The organism is Flavobacterium sp. 90, assembly GCF_004339525.1.
GTDB lineage: Bacteria > Bacteroidota > Bacteroidia > Flavobacteriales > Flavobacteriaceae > Flavobacterium.
This window is the reverse complement of the sequence record NZ_SMGE01000001.1, coordinates 6,618,826-6,638,278: the sequence shown is the minus strand read 5'-3', so window position 1 is coordinate 6,638,278 and position 19,453 is coordinate 6,618,826. Positions and strand designations below refer to the sequence as shown.

Below are 19,453 nucleotides of genomic sequence, written 5' to 3'. Positions count from 1 at the left end.
TTTTAAAACAACTTATCGAAAACAAATATTAAAATTATAATTTCGAATATAATTAAATGAAAGACGAAGAAGACGATAACATAATTCCAAACGACGACGAGAATAATTCAGAAGAAAACCAGCTTGATGAAAATCAAGAAGGGAATGATGATGAAATTATCGATGTAGATGCTAAACATTTTGAGGGGCAGCATTTTTACGAAAATCAAGAAGAAGAAGGAGAAGACGTTATTACGAAAGTAACGGGCATGTACAAAGACTGGTTTTTGGATTATGCTTCGTACGTAATTCTGGAACGTGCAGTTCCGGCTATCGAAGATGGTTTTAAACCGGTCCAGCGTCGTATCATGCACTCTTTGAAAGAGTTGGACGATGGTCGTTATAATAAAGTTGCCAATGTTGTAGGTCACACCATGCAGTATCACCCACACGGAGATGCGAGTATTGGTGATGCTATGGTACAAATTGGTCAAAAAGATTTATTGATTGATTGCCAGGGAAACTGGGGAAATATATTAACAGGCGATGGAGCTGCGGCTTCTCGTTACATTGAGGCACGTTTATCTAAATTTGCTTTGGAGGTTTTATATTCTCCAAAAATTACCGATTGGGGAGTTTCTTACGATGGTCGTCGTGCAGAACCAAACAATCTTCCGGTAAAGTTTCCATTGCTTTTGGCACAAGGAGCAGAGGGAATTGCGGTTGGACTTTCGACTAAAGTTTTACCCCACAACTTTAATGAGCTGATTGATGCTTCGATTAAGATTCTAAAAGGAAAAGCCTTTACATTATATCCTGATTTCATGACACAAGGTATTGCCGATGTGTCCAATTATAATGACGGACTTCGTGGTGGACGTGTTCGTGTACGTGCTAAAATTGCACAACTTGACAAGAATACTTTGGTGATTACGCAAATTCCGTTTTCGACTAATACCACGACTTTGATTGATAGTATTTTGAAAGCCAATGATAAAGGTAAAATCAAAATCAAGAAAATCGAAGACAATACAGCTGCCGATGTTGAGATTTTAATTCACCTTTTCCCTGGCGTTTCTCCAGACAAAACAATTGATGCTTTGTTTGCATTTACAGCTTGTGAAACTTCTGTAGCACCTTTAGGTTGTGTGATTGAAGATAATAAGCCATTGTTTATTGGAGTTTCTGAAATGTTGAAAATTTCAACACACAGAACTGTTGATTTACTGCGTCAGGAATTAGAAATTCAGTTAGAAGAATTAAAAAATAAATGGCATTTTTCTACTTTAGAGAAAATCTTCATTCGTGAAGAAATGTACATTGATTTCAAATTATATTCAGATAGAGAATCACTTTATAAATATTTATACGATAGATTCGAGCCTTTCAAAAAATCATTTGTTAGAGAAATCAACGATGATGATTTACAAAGATTGACTCAAATCCCAATGATTCGTATCACTCGTTTTGACTCTGATAAAGCTGATGATTTTATCGCGAAGTTAGAAGATGAAATGAAAGAGGTAGAATACAATTTAGCAAATCTAACTGATTTTGCAATTGCTTACTTTACCAAATTAAAAGAGAAATACGGAAAAGGCCGCGAACGTCAAACTGAACTTCGTGTTTTTGATAACGTTGAGGCTACAAAAGTAGTTTTACGTAACACAAAATTATACGTAAACCGTGAAGAAGGTTTTGTTGGAACCAGTTTAAAGAAAGACGAATACGTAGGCGATTGTTCTGATATTGATGATGTTATTGTGTTTTTACGAGACGGAACATTGATGATAACAAAAGTGGATGCCAAAACTTTTATCGGAAAAGATATTATTCATGTTGCTGTTTTTGATAAGAGTGATAAACGTACGATTTATAACATGATGTATCGTGATGGTAAATCTGGTCCTTCGTATATAAAACGTTTCAATGTTTCGGGTGTTACCAGAGATAAAGCGTATGATTTAACAAATGGTACGAATGGTTCTCAGGTGGTTTATTTTTCACATAATCCAAATGGAGAAGCTGAAGTTGTAACGATATTATTACGTCAGGTAGGAACGATCAAAAAACTGAAATTCGATATTGATTTTGCTAAACTAGCCATTAAAGGACGTGCTTCAAAAGGAAATTTGGTAACGAAATATCCGATCAAGAAAATCGAATTAAAAGAAAAAGGAATTTCGACTTTATTGCCAAGAAAAGTTTGGTTTGATGATACTGTTAAACGTTTAAATGTTGATGCAAGAGGTGAATTATTAGGTGAATTTAAACCAAGTGATAAAATCTTAGTAATTAGTCAGGCAGGTAAATTAAAAGTTATCATTCCGGAATTGTCGACACATTTTGAAGAAGATATGATTGTTTTGGAGAAATGGAAGCCTAAAAAACCAATTTCTGCGATTTATTATGACGGAGAAAAAGAACGTTATTTCCTGAAACGTTTCCTTGTGGAAAGTGAAGGAAAAGAAGAAAGCTTTATTACAGATCATCCAAATTCGCAATTAGAAATCGTATCAACAGATTATCGTCCGTTGGCACAATTGGTTTTTGCCAAAGTAAAAGGAGTTCAAAAAGAAGATTTGCATATAGATGTTGAAGATTTTATTGCCGTAAAAGGATTTAAAGCATTAGGAAATCAATTGACAGCAGATAAATTAAAACAAGTTAATTTATTAGAACCATTGCCATTTGAAGAGCCTGTTGAGGAAGTTCCGGAAAAACCAGAATTACCAGAAGATGATTCGGTTGAAACAGAATTAGACGACGACGGCCAGATTGGTTTAGTTTTAGAATAACATAAAAATGAAAAACGCTAAGAGATTCTTAGCGTTTTTTTATACAAGACTTTTTTCTTAAGAGTTAAAAATCCTATAATTATACTTTTATAATTTTTAGCAGACTTCTTATGGAAGTTTCCAATTCTATATTTGTTTTTTAGATGTTTCTAATAAAGAAGCTCAATAAAAAATCACAAATAAAAGATAAGTATGAAAGTCAACCTTCTTTTTATAGTATTACTATTTTTTAGTTGTACAAATAGTCATAATTTTAATGGACATGTATATGATTATGATACAGAGAAACCTATTCAGGATGTTGATATCAACGGAAATAAGACCAAAACAGACAGTACAGGATATTTTTGTTTGGGAATAAACTCAAATTTAGCATGCAAAATCATCTTAAAAAAAGAAGATTATGTCACGAAAAAAATATATCGTAAGCCAGATTCTCTTGGGAAATTTTCGCAAAAAAGTCTAAAATATAATAGGCTGTATTTGTTTACAAAAGAGAGTGATTTTACCCATAATTAAAGATTTTTTATTTGAACAAAGCATTTAAATTAATCCCTTTTTTCTCCTTCAATTTACTTACGATCTTTAGAAAAGCAATTGCCGTGATATAAGCGTCACCCAAAGCCGTATGGCGGTCTTTTTTTGAAATATCAAATTTATCGGCAAGATCGTCTAAAGTATAATGATCTTTTCGCTCAAACAAATGAGATTTAATTAAGGTCTTTTTGTATAAAATAGCGGTGTCTAAACGTTGATTGGTTAATTCAGGTAAACCGTTTCTCTCGAGAGCTTTATTGATCATCGTAACATCAAAAAGGGTATGATGCGCAATGATTACAGCATTTCCCAAAAAAGCTAAGAATTGCTGTAAAGCTTCTAACTCCGAAGGACGCTGAATTACAAATGCCTTTAAAATACCGTGAATCTGAGCCGTAGATTTATCGTAATGATCTTGTTCAAGATAAATCTCAAAACTATTCTGAATTGATATTATCCCGTTTTGAAGTACTAACGCGCCAATACATAAAATTCGGTCATTATCATAGTCGAAACCTGTAGTTTCAGTATCTAAAACTACAAAACGGGTTTCTTCAATTGTAATATTTTCATCGAATAGATCTTCCTCTTTTTTCCAAAAACTAAATAAACTCATATCTATACTACGTTTGAAATATTAAATCTTACGCTAATCAATTCCTGAAGTTCTTTTATGGTTTTAAAAGTTCTTTTTAGTTTTATCTTTTCCATTTTAGATAGAGATTCCAAAGCAATAAATTGTCCGGAATCATTATGCAAAAGTCCTTGTTTGGTTCTAAATTTCAATAAAGCTTTAAAAGAATAAGAACAAGACAAATACAGATCTCTGTTATTAGGTTCTAATTCAGCTAATTTTTCAAAACGTTCTGCTGTATTACTTATACCTTTTACAGAATGAGACAGAATCAAAACACGTGCAGCATCAGTAAGAGGCATTAAAGCTCTTCTTTTAATATCAAAATTATCTTTGTTTGCGCCATCTTGTTCTACTAAAAACTGTCTAAAAAAGCCAGTAGGAGAAGGACTTTGCAAAGCGCCGCTCACTAAATGGACATAAAAAATAGGGTTCGCTTTAACAGTCTCAAAAATATAATCAGAAAGTTGACTTGTAATTACAGTATCACCATAAGTCACACTGTAATCGAAGAAAATAAAAGATAATAAAACTTCATTTTTCCCCGGATTTGTAATCCAGTGATGTACTTTACTTTTCCATTCATCAAGACTCATGCACCATTTAGGATTCGAAGCCATCATTTCGGCAGGACAATAATCATAACCAATGTCAAATAAACCTTTGTTGACTAATGTAGCAAATTTCGAGAAATAGACTTTTGTTTCATCCTTAAAAACATCAGATACATTTTCGTACACAATAGCATTATCCTGATCGGTGTGCAGCATTTGCTCGCTTCGGCCTTGACTTCCAAGAGCCAGCCAGGCAAATTTTACTGGTGGAGGACTACTCATTTTTCCGAGGCAAATTTCGATAACACGCGTCGTACAAGCTTCATTTAGCTCCGTTATAATTTTAGAAATCAAAGTCATCGGAATGTTTTGATCTAAATATCCCTGAAGCAATTGCATTATTCGGGCACGAATAGGTTTAATTTCTTTTGGCTTTTTGGCTCTTTTTAAAGCTTTTATTAAAACGGCAGGATTATTTCCCAGAGCCACCATAACATCATGTTTGGATAAAATCCCGACAGCTTTAGTATTTATAGTTCCATCTTTTGTGAGACATAAATAGCTAATATTACTTTTCATCATTGCCATTTGCGCCTCAGTGACCGTCATTTTTTTGGGATATGTAATAACCGGTTTCGTCATAATGGTTTCTGCCGTTGTCAGGATCGAAAAATCACCGGTTACTATTTTATTGCGTAAATCTTTATCCGTAATAATACCAATTGGCAGCATTTCATCTACGATTAGTATAGCGCCAACCTTATTCTTATTCATGATTTTGGCAACGTCTTTAGCAGTTGTAGACGGACTACAAGTGACAATTTTTTTGGAATATTTTATTGGCTGTAAATCAAATGAATCTCTGTTAGAGTGCAAATGTTCATGAACCAAATCATCGCCATATAATTTATCTTTATGAATATCAGAATAGGGATTACGAGTATTTGAGGCGTAACTTTCGATAAGGAAATTACCAACAGTTCTATTTTCTAAAGCATAAGGTTTGAAAACTGCAATAGGAATGGCGTATAAAATGCTTTCTTCATAAGCTACAGCTTCCATAATGTAGTTTTCCTGTGCCAAAAGCGGACGCAATCCAAAAATATCACCTTCATCGCACATGTCAAGAACATTGTTTTTCTGATTTTTTTTGAGCGCAACCGCACCTTTATGAACAACATAAAAGGAATCATGCGTTTTATCATTTTCTGCAAATATAACGGCGTCTTTATCTTTGTAGACAATAGAAATTTGTTCAGATAGCTTTTCTAAGTCCTTTTGATGCAAAAAACTAAAAGGCGGAAAGTCTTTTAAAAAGTCAGCAACTCTATGCGAAATTGTATTTTTCATGCGTTAGATTTAGGTTCTAATGTAAGATTTAAAATAGAAATGTAAAAGGAACACTGCTAAGTTTTTTTTCAAAAAGGGACAAAGATGTAAAGGAGCAGAGTGGCAAAGGTTTTTTCTCTATTTTGGGTAAAAAAAAAGTCTCAAATTTGAGACTTTTTTTAGTTTATTCAACTTTATGTACCGTTCCGCGTTGCTTTTGATCAGAACCAACCATTCCAAATTCAAAAGTATAAGAATCTTTAGAAGTCGTTAAAATCTTCATGCTTATTGCTTTTTCCTCAGCCATATTTTTGGGGTGTTTCTTCTGCAAAATATATTCACAATCACTTACCCAACGCACTGTCGAAGTATCTGTTTTTCCTTCAAAAGTTTCGATTTCAATGTTGTCTTTACGTTCAAAAACAGTTGTTTTTTTGACACCATTCACGTCAAATTCAAACTTGAATTTCCCGTTTTTAAAATCCTTGCAATTGTGTTCTGCATCGTAGCAAGATATTAAAGCCAATAATGGTAATAAGAATATTATTTTTTTCATTTTTAAGTTTAAGATATTTATTAGGAGCTATTTCCCGCTGTTCCTTCCAATCTTTTGCTTTTTAAAGAAAAAAGCAAAAGGATTTTCCCTCCCATCGGGGCTAAAATGTTTGCGTTAAGCAAGCATCAATTGTGTTATTTTGATTTATTAAGTTTTAAATGTTCTGAATATAAAACTCTTTTAATTTTTTAGATTCTTTTACTTCTTCTCGAATTTCTTCTTTAGATTCACTCTTTACTGCTTTTGGCCAGATATGAAAACCGCCTTTTGTCATGGCTTGCGCTTGTTGAAGAATGTTTGTCGAAATATTAGCAAAAAAACTCAAATCTTCAGGATTATCCCAAACACCCCAAATTCCATTTTCGTCAATATCTCCGGCATAATTAATAATATGCGTTGAATAGGTTTTGACCATTTTAAGTTTAAACTGTTCCAAATTATAAGAACCATTCCATCGAAACGGGGCAACATCATCAATTCCAGAACCGGAAATAACAGAATTTGCAAAACTCAATTCAATAGACATTTTGTGTTGGTGAGGCGAATTAGAATAACAATAAAATCCTTCCCATTCTCCGCTTGGCAAGAAATGATGTGTTTCGTTTTTGTTGTCTTTCATATTTATAATGCTGAGATAAATATAATAATCGTTATTTCAATCTTTTCAATTCGTCATCGGTAAAGTTCTTGATTTCTTTTTCCTTGGCAAATTTTTCAGCATTATAATTTCCTGATTTATTCTTTGGAATCGATAAACTATCCCAACTACTGTTTTTTAGTTGTTTGGCATAAAAAACAATTTGTCCAATATGATAAGGGTAATGTGCCAATTGGCGATTTATGGCTTCAATAACCGTATGACCTTCGTTACGAATATATATAATGTCCGAAAGTTGTTCTGGTTTCAAACTATTCAAAGTATCAAGAAAAACATTCCATCCTTTATTCCAAATTTCAAGAACTTCTTCTTTTGATTGTAAATCATTTTCAAATTCAGCATCGCGATTGCGCCAATCTTTTTCACCATCCGAAGTTAGAAAATCAGTCCAGCGCGACAACATATTGCCCGAAACGTGTTTTATAATCGTGGCAATACTATTCGTATCTTCATTAATTGCTACAAAAAGCTGTTCCGGTTCTAATTGATCCATCGCTTTTTCTCCCAACATTTTATAATACAAAAATTGCTTTTTAACGCTTTCTAAATAAGATTCATTTGCTTCCATGATTATTTATTTTTTGCCACGAATTTCACGAATTTACACGAATTGTATTTTTCATGTAGAAGCGATTTAATTTTAATTTGTGTAAATTCGTGAAATTCGTGGCGTTCTTTTAAAATTATTAACCCGACGTTAAACTATTTTAATATCGTATTTATCTAAAAGCCCAACAATGCCGTCATTAGAAAATTGCGCTTTTCTCATTGGATTAAATTCGGGATCAATTTTGTAATTGTATGCAGTTTTAAAATTAACAGCCGCCAATTGTGTATCATTAAAAATAGCGCCTTCTAAATTACAATTATCAAAAACCGAACTCGTTAAGTTGGTTCCTATAAAAGTAACTTCTCTAACAGAACAATTGATAAACTTGGTTTTAGGCATTTTTTTATTCGAAAAAATAGCATAATCTAAAGTGCTTTCTTCAAAATAAACCTGAAATAAAAAATCGTCACATTCGTTAAAAGCAATTCCAAGAAGTTTGCAATTTTTGAAAGTAACATTCTTCAAACTTGTACTAAACAAACTTGTCATCGACAAGTTACAATCAATAAATTCGCAGTCTAAAAAAGTATTGTAACCAAAATTACTATTGGAGAAGTCACAGTTTTTAAAAACACAATCTTCAAACTCCCGATTGTTTATTTTTTTGTCGATATAAGCAACTTTCTCGAAGGTTTTCTGAATGTGAATTAGACTTTCCATGAATGTTTTTTTGGTTTCTGAGCGTTATGACGTACTCGAAGAATATGAATAATCTCTTCTGTTATTTGGTATGAGATCGCAAAATTATATACTGCATAAACTCTAAAACTACCGTCATTATTGGTTTTTTGCTTATCGAGTTTATATATTTCGGGTTGTGTTTTTAATATTTCAGTGCTGTCAAAAATGGTATTAACTACTTTATCAGCAATTGTAATTGATTTACTTTCAAAAAAAATATAAAAATGGATGTCTTCTAATTGGTTTAAAGCATCTTTAGACCAAATTATTTTCTTCCCCATTTTTTTGCAATTTCTTTGGCTTCATCTTCGGTATAAAAATTACCTTTTTTAATGTTTTCCAAGGCATTTTCTATATCCAAATTATATGCAGCATCTGCATCAACTGTAGGGTTGTTGACCGATTGCAAAAGATGTTTTAATTTTTCTAGAAAAGAAGGATCTTTTACTTTATCAATCTCTTGATGAATCCAATTTATTTCTGCTTGTATATCCATGATAGCGAATTTTAGTAAAGATACAAATTAGTCATTAAATATACCTTTCATGATAATTTTCAATCCATAGAAAATTAAAAACATAGCGCTTAAACAAGCCACAATTCCAATTCCTAAAACCAAATAATGCCAGTTTGTATGTTGATTCATAAAAGCATTATAAATCAACGAAGGCCCAATAAACAATAACGGTAATGAACCTGATAAATATTTAATTCCTTTTCCTAATAATTCTTTATTTGTTGCCATTTTGTTTTTTGTTTCAGGTTTTGAAAGTTTCAGATTTCAAGTTTTCTTTGTTTCAGGTTTTTCACAATCTTGTCATTTCGACGAGAGGAGAAATCACACAAGAAACTCTACAATGTATATGTCCAATCTTTGTCGATTTACGAGTGTGATTTACTTCGTCTGTTCGCTATCGCTCGAGTCTCCTCTCGTCGAAATGACAAACTTTACGACATCTTTGTCAAAGTTTGAAACTTTGACAAAGATTACTCGAGAGACTTTGCGATCTTAGACAAAGATTAAACAATAAACTTAGCGAACTTTGCGTAAAACCTTTGCCTCTTTGCGGTTAAATAAACCACACAGAAAAACTTTTACTTGTTATAATTATCAACAGCATTTCTCACGCTGCCGTATTTTTTTAATAATTCAGAAGCTTCTTCATATGAAACCGGAATTTCTCCCATAATCATTTTTACACCTCTATCAACCAGTTTGATATTGCTTAACTGCATATCAACCATTTTGTTGCCTTTTACTTTCCCAAGCTGAATCATTGCTGCAGTAGAGATCATATTTAGGACTAATTTTTGAGCCGTTCCTGCTTTCATTCTGGAACTTCCGGTAATGAATTCAGGACCAACAACTACTTCAACGGGAAATTTTGCTGTAAGTGCCAAAGGACTTCCTGCATTGTTCGTAATACATCCCGTAACAATATTATTTTGATTGCATGTTTCTAAGCCACCAATAACATAAGGTGTAGTCCCGGAAGCCGCAATACCAATTACAACATCATTTGGACCAATATTACTGGCTTGCAAATCAATCCAGGCTTGCGTTGCATTGTCTTCGGCATTTTCTACGGCACGACGAATTGCAGTGTCACCACCGGCAATAATTCCGTTTACCAAGTCAAAAGGGACTCCAAAAGTAGGAGGACACTCAGATGCATCAACAACGCCTAAACGTCCTGATGTTCCTGCGCCGATGTAAAACAATCGTCCGCCTATTTTTAATTTATCAACTACTTGCGCCACTAAAGTTTCAATTTGTGGTATAGCTTTTTGGACAGCGTCAGGAACTGTTTTGTCTTCCTGATTGATATTAATAAGCAATTCATGAACCGACATTTTTTCTAAATGTTCGTATTTTGAAGCTTGTTCTGTGGTCTTTGTAAAGGTCATTTTTTAGTATAATTGCTCTTGTCCAAAATTAATCTTTTTATCACAATTTTTAGAACCTTTTTAAAAGAACTAAAATATTATATTTGAGAAATATTAAACGATAAATGGATAAATTGGTTTTTTTGGACGGCGTTGCTCGCATTGCTGTTTTTGTTTCGTTGCTTTTGGCACTTTTTTTACTCACAGTAAAAACAGAGAATAAATTGGCAAACCGACTTTTTGCTAGTTTTATTATTTTGTCGGCAATTGATTTCAGCGGACTTTTAGATTATACTTTTCCTCAGCAATATGTCGATTTAGAGATTTTAAGATCAACAACTTGTTTGCTCGAAATGCCTTTGATTTATCTTTATGTTTTAGCAGCTTGTTATTCTGATTTTCGATTAAAATGGAAGCATTTAGTATATACACTTCCTTTTATAGTGATGAATTTAGTTTTCATGCCCAGATTTTATTTAGAAACCGGAATTGCAAAAGAGCTGTTTATATCCAATTACAATAAAATGTCTGAAGTACTTTTTTTTCAGATTTTAATTGAGATTCAGTATTGGTTTTATATTGTAACGATCTTTATAATTTTAAAAAAATACCGAAAAATCTATCTCGAAAATTACACCAATCCAAGTACTTCTACCTATAATTGGCTTTTTCAGATGAATTGTGTTTTTGCAGTAATGCATTCTATTACGGCTATAAAAAATCTAATGCGTTATACGACTTCCAGAGATGCTTTTCTTTGGGGAAATGTGCTTATGGTAATTATGGCTTTGTGCGTAATCTGTTGGTTTGTAATGAAAGCACTAAATCATCCCGAGCTTTTTAGAGGAATCAATTCTAACTTGCAATTGACAAAAGATTTTTTACCTAAAGAAAATAAAGAGATTATTGAAGTAGAAATCAATCGCGACGAAGCTGTTTCTACTCAAATTTTGGCATTAAAAAATTATATGACAGAGAAAGAGCCTTATCTTGATCCGTCGCTTACGATTCAGGAATTGGCAAATCAGTTTAATGTTCCCGTTCGTGATTTATCTGTTTTGATTAATCACCATATGAACCAGCATTTTTTTGATTTTGTAAATGAATATCGTATTCAAAAAGCAATGAGTATTTTAAAAAATCCTGTAAAAAACAACCTGACCGTTTTAGAAATTTTATATGAAGTTGGTTTCAACTCGAAATCATCTTTTAATACTTCTTTCAAAAAACATACAAATCTCACGCCTACAGCTTACAGAAATGCTTCATAATAAAACGTTTGTTAATGCTTGCTTTTAGGAATTCGACTTAAAGAACTAAAATATTATATTTGTTTAATAATCAAAAAAATTAATGGATATAGATAGCTTTTTAGGTATTATGGGCTGGATGTCAGTTTTTGTATCACTATTACTTGCGTTCTTTTTAGTGACTGTGAAAACTCAAAACAAACTGGCAAACAGGCTGTTTGCTTTATATCTACTATTTTTTGCAATTGATAATATTGGAATTTTTATTAGTGAGAGTTTCGTAAAAAGTCATTTTAATTTAGAATTTTTCAGGTGGACGACTTGCGCTCTGACAATTCCTGTTTTCTACCTTTATATAGTATCAGTTTGTTTTACTGATTTTCGATTAAAAGCCAAGTATTTAGTTCATACAATTCCATTTATAATTATAAATACCGTTTTTATATTCAGACTTTACTTTGGGAGTGATGTTGATAAAATGCAGTTTTATAATCATCGTAGTCAAATGCCGGAATTTTATAGCTTCCAGTTTATGCTGGCCTTGCAAATCATAATCTATAGTATTGCAACATTTTCAGTTTTAAAAAAATATAAAGAACTATATCAGGAAAATTATACGAATCCTAAAACTTCTATTTTCAAATGGTTGTTTCAGATATCGATTGTATTCTTTACGTTATATTATTTATCAATTGCTAAGAATGTTTTAAGATTTACTCCTTTTGAATCGTTGTGGATTTGGGCAAATGTAGTAATGCAATTTTTGGCGCTAATAGTAACGTGTTGGTTTGTATTGAAAGCATTGAATCATCCCGAACTTTTTAGAGGAATTGATTCTAAATTAGAATTAGCCAGAGATATTCTTCCTAAAGAAAATATTATCGAAATAAACGATCCGAAAAACGAGATAATTTCGGCGCAAATTTCGACACTAAAACAATATATGATCGAAAAAGAACCTTTTCTGGATCCATCGCTTACGATTCAGGAACTCTCCAATCAAATTGATATTCCGGTTCGTGATTTATCCGTTTTGATTAATCATCATATCAATCAGCATTTTTTTGATTTTGTAAATGAATATCGCATTCAAAAAGCAATGAGTATTTTAAAAAATCCACTAAAAAGTGATTTGACCGTTTTAGAAATTCTGTATGAAGTTGGTTTTAATTCAAAATCGTCTTTTAATACTTCGTTTAAAAAATATACAAATTTAACGCCAACGGCTTACCGAAACGCTTCATAATTAGAGTTTTGTAAAAAGTCGTACTTCGCACTTAATAAAATCGAACCAATTTTCTAAGTAGAAATTGGTTCGACTTTTTTTTGTCGGTCGCGTACTCAAGATTTCTAAGGCAACTTTGCTTCAAATTAATCGAAACAAGTTTAAAATTAGAAATTATGAAAAAAGTTAACCTCTTTATTTTTTTACTATTGCCTCTTTTTTGTTTAGCGCAAACAACCTTTAAATTAAATGGAAAAGTTGCTGATGAAAAAGCTCCCGTTGCCTGGGCAGATGTTGTAATCTTAAATCAAGAAGGAAAAATTATAAACGGAACTACAACAAAAGAAGACGGAAGTTTTGAAGTGATGTTAAGTAAAGGATTTTGTAAAGTAAAAATAAGCCTGATTGGATATTCTGAATTTGAAAAAGATATAATGATTGAAAAAGACATCAATCTAGGTTTGATTACTTTAAAAGAAAATGTAACGAATTTGGGCGAAGTTGTCATTCAATCAAAAAGAAATACGATTGAACAAAAAACAGATCGTCTGGTTTATAATCTTGAAAATAATGTGACAAATGTTGGAGGCGATGCTTTGAGTGCCATAAATACGGCTCCGGGCGTTGCAGTTCAAAATGATGTTATTAATATATTAGGAAAAGGAGCTTCTCGCGTAATGATTGACGGAAGAATGATCGAATTAACAGGCGAAGAACTGAATAATTATCTGAAATCTATTTCGGCAAATGATATCAAAAACATTGAAATTATCAGCAATCCGCCTGCAAAATATGAAGCCGAAGGAACTGGCGGATTGATCAATATTATTATGAAAAAAGGAGTTCGTGATTCCTGGAAAAATACAACTACAGCTTCGTACGATCAAAACAAATACGGAATTTATAATTTGAGAAATAATTTCTTTTATAATAAAAATAAGTTCCGATTTTCGGCGAGTATTAATGGTAAAACAGGTTATAGCAATCTTAAAGAAACACTGGATATGTATTTTGCCGAAGGTCCTACGAAAATGGATGTAACGACAAAATATAATCAGGAAAACCTATCCGGAAAAGTGGCTTTAGATTACGATCTTTCAGAAAGAACAAGTATTGGTTTTCAAGTTTTAAGAGACAAAAGCAATCCGAATTTTGACTCAGATATTAGAATCAATAATTATAATGCTCAAAATGAATTGAAGAGTTATATCTTAAACAAGAGTTTCCTAGATCGAAAAGTGGGTAATGAAACTTATAATTTGCATTTGATTACTAAACTTGATTCTCTAAATCGTAAATTATCTTTTGATGTAGATTACTTTAATTATGATTCAAAATTCGACAGAAATTTTCTTGCTAACAATTATGATGCTGATGGAACTTTTGTTGATGTAAATCAGTCGGCGCGAAATTTTTCTAACCAGAATATTGATAATTTGAGTTTCAAAGCTGATATGGATCATCCTCTTGAAGCGTTGAATTTGTCTTATGGCGCAAAAGCGAGTTTTACAACCAGTAAAAGCGATGTGGTTTTCTTTAATACAATTACAGGAACTCCGGTATTAGATCCTAATCAAACGAATCGATTTAAATACACCGAAAATAATCAGGCGATTTACATTAGTGGAAATAAAAAAATCAATGAAAAATGGGATTTTCAATTGGGATTAAGATTAGAAAATACACAAACAAATGGTTTTTCGGAGACTTTAAATCAGGAAACGGTAAACAATTATTTTAAATTATTCCCAACGTTTTATGCGTCTTACAAGAGAAATGAAGATAATAATTTTAGTTTAAATTATGGAAAGAGAATCCGCAGACCTGGTTTTGCTTTATTGAATCCGTTTAGAGTTTATATCAGTAGTAATAGTTATTCTGAAGGAAATCCGTTTTTGAAACCTTCTTTTAGTGACAATTTTGAGTTTGTGCATTCGTATAAAAAAATATTAAGAACGAGTCTTTTCTTAAATTCGATTACAGATGGTTATGGTGTAATATTTACTGCAAATCCAGAAACGCTTACGCAAGTGGTATCAAGAGATAATTATTTTAAAGGTATTAATTATGGAATTGGAGAAACGTATTCGGTGAGTTTTGCAGATTGGTGGGAAAGCGAGAATTCTATTTATTTTTTAGGATCTAATATTAAGTTTATAAAAGATATCAATGCAACTCCTGTAAATGGTCTTGAAGTTGATTTTTCAACAAACAATACATTCTCATTAGGAAAAACGTCAAAATTGCAAGTTGATTTTAATTATACTTCGCCTTATAAAAGTGGTTTGTATGAAACAGGTTATGTGTCTAGTTTGAATATTGGTTATAAACAAGATTTGTTAAGCAAATCATTGCAAATTGCTTTTTTATTAAATGATATTTTTAATACATCTTATTTGAAAAACGATGTTTCAATCGTAAATGGTGTGAAACAAGTTTATAGCCAAAACGAAAGTAACCGATTTGCACGCGTATCTGTAGTTTATAATTTTGGAAATAAAAAGATCAATGTAAGCCAACATGATTCTGGAAATGAAGAAGAGAAAAAAAGAGCTAGATAATTAGATAAAGTGTCAATTAGAAAATTAGATAATACAGGAACTTTACTTTGTCTATTTAGTATCCTAACAGGTTTTTAAAACCTGTTAGGTATTTATTTTAACGATAAGTTCTTGTTTTTTGCGTGAGGGATAGGAGTAAACTACCGAAGTAGTATGGATAGCCCGACCGTATTTGCGAAAGGCGCGCATAAGCGGTTTGTTAAATAGCGCCTTTTGTGAATGTGGTCACGCCCAAATTATAATAAGAATGCCAATAAAATTCCTAGAACTATCATTGAAACTTTAGCAATATTGAATTTATGTCCTTCGCTGCTTTCAAAAATAATTGTTGATGAAATATGAAATAAGATTCCAATTACGATTGCTGTTATTTGGGTATAATATTCGTTTAGAAAAGGCAAATATTCGGAAGCAATTGTGCCCAAAGGCGTCATGATCGCAAAGGTAAGCATGAACACAAAAATTGCTTTTTTGTCCAGATTTGCATTGATGAAAAAAGTGGTTAGAATCACGGCGATTGGCAAGTGATGAATCGCAATTCCTACTGCTAAATCGTGGTGATGACTAACGGGAAAACCTTCTAAAAAAGCATGAATACACAAACTGATAAAAAGCAACCAAGGGATTTGAGACATTTGTGCATGTCCGTGAACGTGTCCATGTTCGGCTCCTTTTGAGAAAAATTCTAATATGATCTGGAACAAAATCCCAGCCATAATAAATAAACCAATGTTGTGATTGTGTGATTCGTAAACTTCCGGCAATAAATGCATTACGGTTAACGATAGTAAAAATGAACCGCTAAATGCTAGTAATAATTTTAGATTGGTTTTGCTTTTAGGTTTTAAAAACAAAGCCACAATATATCCTAAAAGTACAGAAATTAAGGGTAATAAATAACTCATTTTTTATTGTTTAATCGTTGATTTGTTTAATCGGTTAATTGTTTTATTTGTTTATGCGATTAAACGGTTAAACAACTAAACGATTCACCAATTTTATTTAAAAATCATGATTAATCGTTCGCTTTCTAATTTGTGAAACTTTTTTAGTTTGTAGTCTCCAAAAATATCCAGCAGAAAAATACCGGCTTCGGCCATTAATTCTTCAAAATCTTTTAAAGTCAGGGCTTTTACTTTTTCGGTAAAATGATAGGTTTGACCTTGATCTTCAAAATCTATTTCTTTAAAAATATGTCCATCTTCAACATATCTTTTAATTTTAAAATCGATTCCTTCAACGGTTTTTACTTCTTCAGGAACTAAAGTTTCGATTACCTGATTTACATTCATGAAATCAATTACAGCAAAACCATATTCAGACAAGCTTTCTTTTATTGCTTTTAAGGTTGTTAAGTTGTCATCGTCACTTTCGAAATATCCGAAACTAGTGAACAAATTAAAAATAGCATCAAATTTTTCTTCGAAAGGCTCGCGCATGTCGTGCACTTTAAAATGCAGGGTTTCGTTGCTGTTTTTGCTGGCTTCGGCGATACTGTTTTCAGATAAATCAGCGCCTAAAACGTTAAAACCTAATTGGTTTAAGTATATAGAATGACGCCCTTTTCCGCAAGCTAAGTCAAGAACTTTTGCTTTTTCAGGAAGGTTTAAATAATGCGTAAGATTATCCATAAAAATCTGCGCTTCTCTGTAATTTCGGTCTTTATAAAGAATGTGATAATACGGAGTATCAAACCATGATGTGAACCAGTTTTGAGTGTTACGTTCCTGATTTGGTGTTGATGAGTTTGGTGCTTCAGACATTTATTCTATTTCAATTAATTCAAAGTACCGCAAATTTAGTGTATTTTTGCCGAAAAATAACTATTTCGTGACGATACCTGAATAATCAGATGTGTGTTTGCGATCGGAGTTTTTTTTAATACAAAAATAAAGATGGAAGAAAATTTTAGAATGATTGCCAAATGTTTTTTTGGTTTTGAAGAAATATTAGAGAATGAATTGCGTGCTCTTGGCGCTCAGGATGTCGAAAAAGGAGTGAGAATGGTGAGCTTTAAAGGTGATAAAGGTTTTATGTACAAAGCCAATTTGTCTTTGCGTACTGCCCTTAAAGTTTTAAAACCTATTTACTCGTTCAGAGCCAATAACGAACAAGCATTATATAAAGGAATTTCGGGTGTTAACTGGTCTAAATTATTAAATGCAAACCAGACTTTTGTAATTGATGCGACGGTGCATTCGACTTATTTTAATCACTCAGAGTTTGTTTCTCAAAAATGTAAAGATGCAATTGTGGATCAATTTAGAGAAAGAACAGGACAACGCCCAAGTATTGATAAAGCATTTCCGGATTTGAGAATTAACATTCATATTGATAAAGATCAGGTTTCGGTTGCATTAGATACATCTGGAAATTCATTGCATCAGCGTGGTTACAGAACGGCGACTAACATTGCGCCAATCAACGAAGTTTTGGCTGCGGGAATCTTATTATTATCGGGTTGGGAAGGACAAAGTCACTTTTTGGATCCAATGTGTGGTTCAGGTACTTTCCTTGCAGAAGCTGCGATGATTGCTTGTAATATTCCGGCAAATATCAACAGAAAAGAATTTGCATTCGAAAAATGGAAAGACTGGGATAATGATTTATTTGATCAGATTGTAAACAGTCTGATGAAAAAAACAAAAGAATTCCACTATACTATTAAAGGTTTTGATAAAGCACCAAGTGCTGTAAATAAAGCCAAAGACAATATCAGAAATGCCAATTTGGAGGATTATGTTACGGTTTCTGAAAACAACTTTTTTGACACTGAAAAAGAAGTAGAAGGAAAGCTGCATATGGTTTTTAATCCGCCTTATGATGAGCGTTTGGATATTCATATGGAAGAATTCTACAAAAACATTGGAGATACTTTAAAGAAAAGTTACCCGGGAACAAACGCTTGGTTTATCACCGCAAATCTTGAAGCCTTAAAATTTGTGGGACTAAAACCTTCCCGTAAAATCAAACTTTTTAACGCAAGCCTTGAAGCACGTTTGGTAAAATACGAAATGTACGAAGGTAGTAAGAGAACGAAATTTCAGATCTAAGGTTCTGAGTTTCTAAGTTTGTAAGATACTGAGGTACTAAGTTTTTTAGCTTTGTGTTTAGTGTTTTAATCTTATAATAATACAATAAATTTAAGGTTCCGTAAAATAAGTTTCTAAATTAAACCTTAGAAACTTAGAGTCTCAGAACCTTAGCAACTCTAAAAAAAATGTCAAAACTACAAGTAAGAGCTTTTTTATACCAATTAGGATGTTTCGCAATTTTATTTATTGCCGGAAGATTCGTGGTTGCAACATATACTCAATTAACAGGTCTTTGGATTCCGATGACGTCTTTTATAGTGGCGACATTGATTTCGCCTAAATTTCAGGCGGTAAGAACCAAAGATGGCGAGAAGTTGTTTATGAAATGGATTTTTATAAAAGGAATTAGAGAAATAGGATAACTAAAAAAATGATTTTTGTATGAAGATAATTGGACTTATAGGCGGAATTAGCTGGGTTTCTACAGCAGATTATTACAAACTTATAAATGAAGGAATCAATAAGAAAATGGGAGGGCTTAACTTCTCGGAATGTTTGATTTATTCGTTCAATTATGCCGATATCAAAAAGAATAATGATGCCAATGATTGGGATCGTACTTTTGAAATGCTTTTTAAAGGTTGTCAATTCTTAAAATCGGGTGGAGCAGAAGCAATTGTTTTGGGCGCCAATACAATGCATCTTATTGCTGATAAATTGGAAGCTGCAATTGATTTACCTGTTATTCATATTGCAACAGAAACGGCAATAGAAATTGAGAAGCAGAAACTTAAAAAAGTAGCGCTATTGGGAACTAAGTTTACAATGGAACTTGATTTTTTTAAAAACAAACTAATCAATAAAGGCATTGAAGCTATTATTCCGGAAAATAGTGATGATAGAGATTTTCTACACACCGCAATCTTCGAAGAGTTAGGGAAAGGCGTTTTTACTGATGAAACGAAGAAACGTATTTTAAGGATTTCGAATGAATTGATAGCAAATGGGGCAGAAGGAATTATTCTGGGTTGTACAGAACTTCCTTTGGTTATAAAACCCGAAGATGTTTCTGTTCCTGTTTTTGATACAACTTTAATACATTCAAATGCTGCAATAGCTTTTCAATTATCTTAAGAAAATCAATATATAGATATAAAAA

At 32.3% G+C, this 19,453-nt stretch carries 20 protein-coding genes; 8 read left to right on the top strand and 12 right to left on the bottom strand.

Annotation, left to right across the window (positions count from 1 at the left end; all coding sequences use genetic code 11):
• The first annotated feature begins 56 nt into the window (after positions 1–56).
• Both C8C83_RS27100 and C8C83_RS27095 read left to right on the top strand, forming a co-directional pair.
• A complete protein-coding gene (locus C8C83_RS27100) occupies positions 57–2,777 on the top strand; it encodes a DNA gyrase/topoisomerase IV subunit A (RefSeq protein ID WP_121325854.1) in 2,721 nt (906 codons plus the stop codon).
• A 192-nt stretch (positions 2,778–2,969) separates the two neighbouring features.
• Positions 2,970–3,296 carry a hypothetical protein gene (locus tag C8C83_RS27095; protein ID WP_121325853.1) on the top strand — a complete coding sequence of 109 codons (327 nt, stop codon included), beginning with the start codon at positions 2,970–2,972 and terminating at the stop codon, positions 3,294–3,296.
• 7 nt (positions 3,297–3,303) lie between these two features.
• Here the strand turns inward: C8C83_RS27095 and C8C83_RS27090 are convergent, their stop codons facing one another.
• The 10 genes from C8C83_RS27090 to murQ form a co-directional block, all read right to left on the bottom strand.
• Positions 3,304–3,930, bottom strand: coding sequence for a 3'-5' exonuclease (locus tag C8C83_RS27090; protein ID WP_121325852.1), 627 nt, complete (start codon positions 3,928–3,930; stop codon positions 3,304–3,306).
• Positions 3,931–3,932: 2 nt separating this feature from the next.
• Positions 3,933–5,852, bottom strand: coding sequence for a DUF294 nucleotidyltransferase-like domain-containing protein (locus tag C8C83_RS27085; RefSeq protein WP_121325851.1), 1,920 nt, complete (start codon positions 5,850–5,852; stop codon positions 3,933–3,935).
• Positions 5,853–6,015: 163 nt separating this feature from the next.
• Positions 6,016–6,387, bottom strand: a complete 372-nt coding sequence (locus C8C83_RS27080) for a DNA topoisomerase IV (RefSeq protein ID WP_121325850.1) — start codon at positions 6,385–6,387, stop codon at positions 6,016–6,018.
• 154 nt (positions 6,388–6,541) lie between these two features.
• The gene (locus tag C8C83_RS27075) at positions 6,542–7,006 is read right to left on the bottom strand and encodes a hypothetical protein (protein ID WP_121325849.1); all 465 of its coding nucleotides are present in this window, start codon (positions 7,004–7,006) and stop codon (positions 6,542–6,544) included.
• A 31-nt stretch (positions 7,007–7,037) separates the two neighbouring features.
• Positions 7,038–7,613 carry a DUF1572 family protein gene (locus C8C83_RS27070; protein WP_121325848.1) on the bottom strand — a complete coding sequence of 192 codons (576 nt, stop codon included), beginning with the start codon at positions 7,611–7,613 and terminating at the stop codon, positions 7,038–7,040.
• A gap of 129 nt (positions 7,614–7,742) precedes the next feature.
• Entirely contained in the window at positions 7,743–8,315 is a 573-nt protein-coding gene (locus tag C8C83_RS27065) for a pentapeptide repeat-containing protein (protein WP_089352323.1), read from the bottom strand.
• Complete coding sequence (locus C8C83_RS27060; protein WP_121325847.1) at positions 8,303–8,617, bottom strand: type II toxin-antitoxin system RelE/ParE family toxin; 315 nt, start codon at positions 8,615–8,617, stop codon at positions 8,303–8,305. The genes C8C83_RS27065 and C8C83_RS27060 overlap by 13 nt, the downstream gene beginning before the upstream one ends.
• Positions 8,602–8,832 (bottom strand): hypothetical protein, encoded by a 231-nt coding sequence (locus tag C8C83_RS27055; RefSeq protein WP_121325846.1) that lies wholly within the window; start codon positions 8,830–8,832, stop codon positions 8,602–8,604. Before C8C83_RS27055 ends, C8C83_RS27060 begins: the two co-directional genes overlap by 16 nt.
• A gap of 27 nt (positions 8,833–8,859) precedes the next feature.
• Positions 8,860–9,081, bottom strand: a complete 222-nt coding sequence (locus C8C83_RS27050; RefSeq protein WP_099712824.1) for a DUF6095 family protein — start codon at positions 9,079–9,081, stop codon at positions 8,860–8,862.
• Positions 9,082–9,431: 350 nt separating this feature from the next.
• A complete protein-coding gene (murQ, locus tag C8C83_RS27045) occupies positions 9,432–10,244 on the bottom strand; it encodes an N-acetylmuramic acid 6-phosphate etherase (RefSeq protein ID WP_121325845.1) in 813 nt (270 codons plus the stop codon).
• Between the two features lie 104 nt (positions 10,245–10,348).
• Here murQ and C8C83_RS27040 point away from each other — a divergent pair, with 104 nt between their 5' ends.
• The 3 genes from C8C83_RS27040 (at position 10,349) to C8C83_RS27030 (ending at position 15,259) form a co-directional block, all read left to right on the top strand.
• Positions 10,349–11,494: a response regulator transcription factor gene (locus tag C8C83_RS27040; protein WP_121325844.1), complete on the top strand. Its 1,146-nt coding sequence runs from the start codon at positions 10,349–10,351 to the stop codon at positions 11,492–11,494.
• Between the two features lie 82 nt (positions 11,495–11,576).
• The gene (locus C8C83_RS27035) at positions 11,577–12,719 is read left to right on the top strand and encodes a helix-turn-helix transcriptional regulator (protein ID WP_132011987.1); all 1,143 of its coding nucleotides are present in this window, start codon (positions 11,577–11,579) and stop codon (positions 12,717–12,719) included.
• 155 nt (positions 12,720–12,874) lie between these two features.
• The gene (locus tag C8C83_RS27030; RefSeq protein ID WP_121325843.1) at positions 12,875–15,259 is read left to right on the top strand and encodes an outer membrane beta-barrel family protein; all 2,385 of its coding nucleotides are present in this window, start codon (positions 12,875–12,877) and stop codon (positions 15,257–15,259) included.
• A gap of 236 nt (positions 15,260–15,495) precedes the next feature.
• Here C8C83_RS27030 and C8C83_RS27025 read toward each other — a convergent pair whose 3' ends face one another.
• Both C8C83_RS27025 and C8C83_RS27020 read right to left on the bottom strand, forming a co-directional pair.
• Entirely contained in the window at positions 15,496–16,164 is a 669-nt protein-coding gene (locus tag C8C83_RS27025; RefSeq protein WP_121325842.1) for a ZIP family metal transporter, read from the bottom strand.
• A gap of 93 nt (positions 16,165–16,257) precedes the next feature.
• The gene (locus C8C83_RS27020) at positions 16,258–17,022 is read right to left on the bottom strand and encodes a class I SAM-dependent methyltransferase (RefSeq protein ID WP_099711607.1); all 765 of its coding nucleotides are present in this window, start codon (positions 17,020–17,022) and stop codon (positions 16,258–16,260) included.
• Between the two features lie 132 nt (positions 17,023–17,154).
• Between C8C83_RS27020 and C8C83_RS27015 the strand changes: the two genes are divergently transcribed.
• The 3 genes from C8C83_RS27015 to C8C83_RS27005 all read left to right on the top strand — a co-directional run bounded on the left by C8C83_RS27015 (position 17,155) and on the right by C8C83_RS27005 (position 19,428).
• A complete protein-coding gene (locus C8C83_RS27015) occupies positions 17,155–18,312 on the top strand; it encodes a THUMP domain-containing protein (RefSeq protein ID WP_121325841.1) in 1,158 nt (385 codons plus the stop codon).
• A gap of 167 nt (positions 18,313–18,479) precedes the next feature.
• On the top strand, positions 18,480–18,716 hold the full coding sequence (locus tag C8C83_RS27010) for a hypothetical protein (RefSeq protein ID WP_121325840.1): 237 nt from the start codon (positions 18,480–18,482) through the stop codon (positions 18,714–18,716).
• 19 nt (positions 18,717–18,735) lie between these two features.
• On the top strand, positions 18,736–19,428 hold the full coding sequence (locus C8C83_RS27005) for an amino acid racemase (RefSeq protein ID WP_121325839.1): 693 nt from the start codon (positions 18,736–18,738) through the stop codon (positions 19,426–19,428).
• Positions 19,429–19,453: the final 25 nt, after the last annotated feature.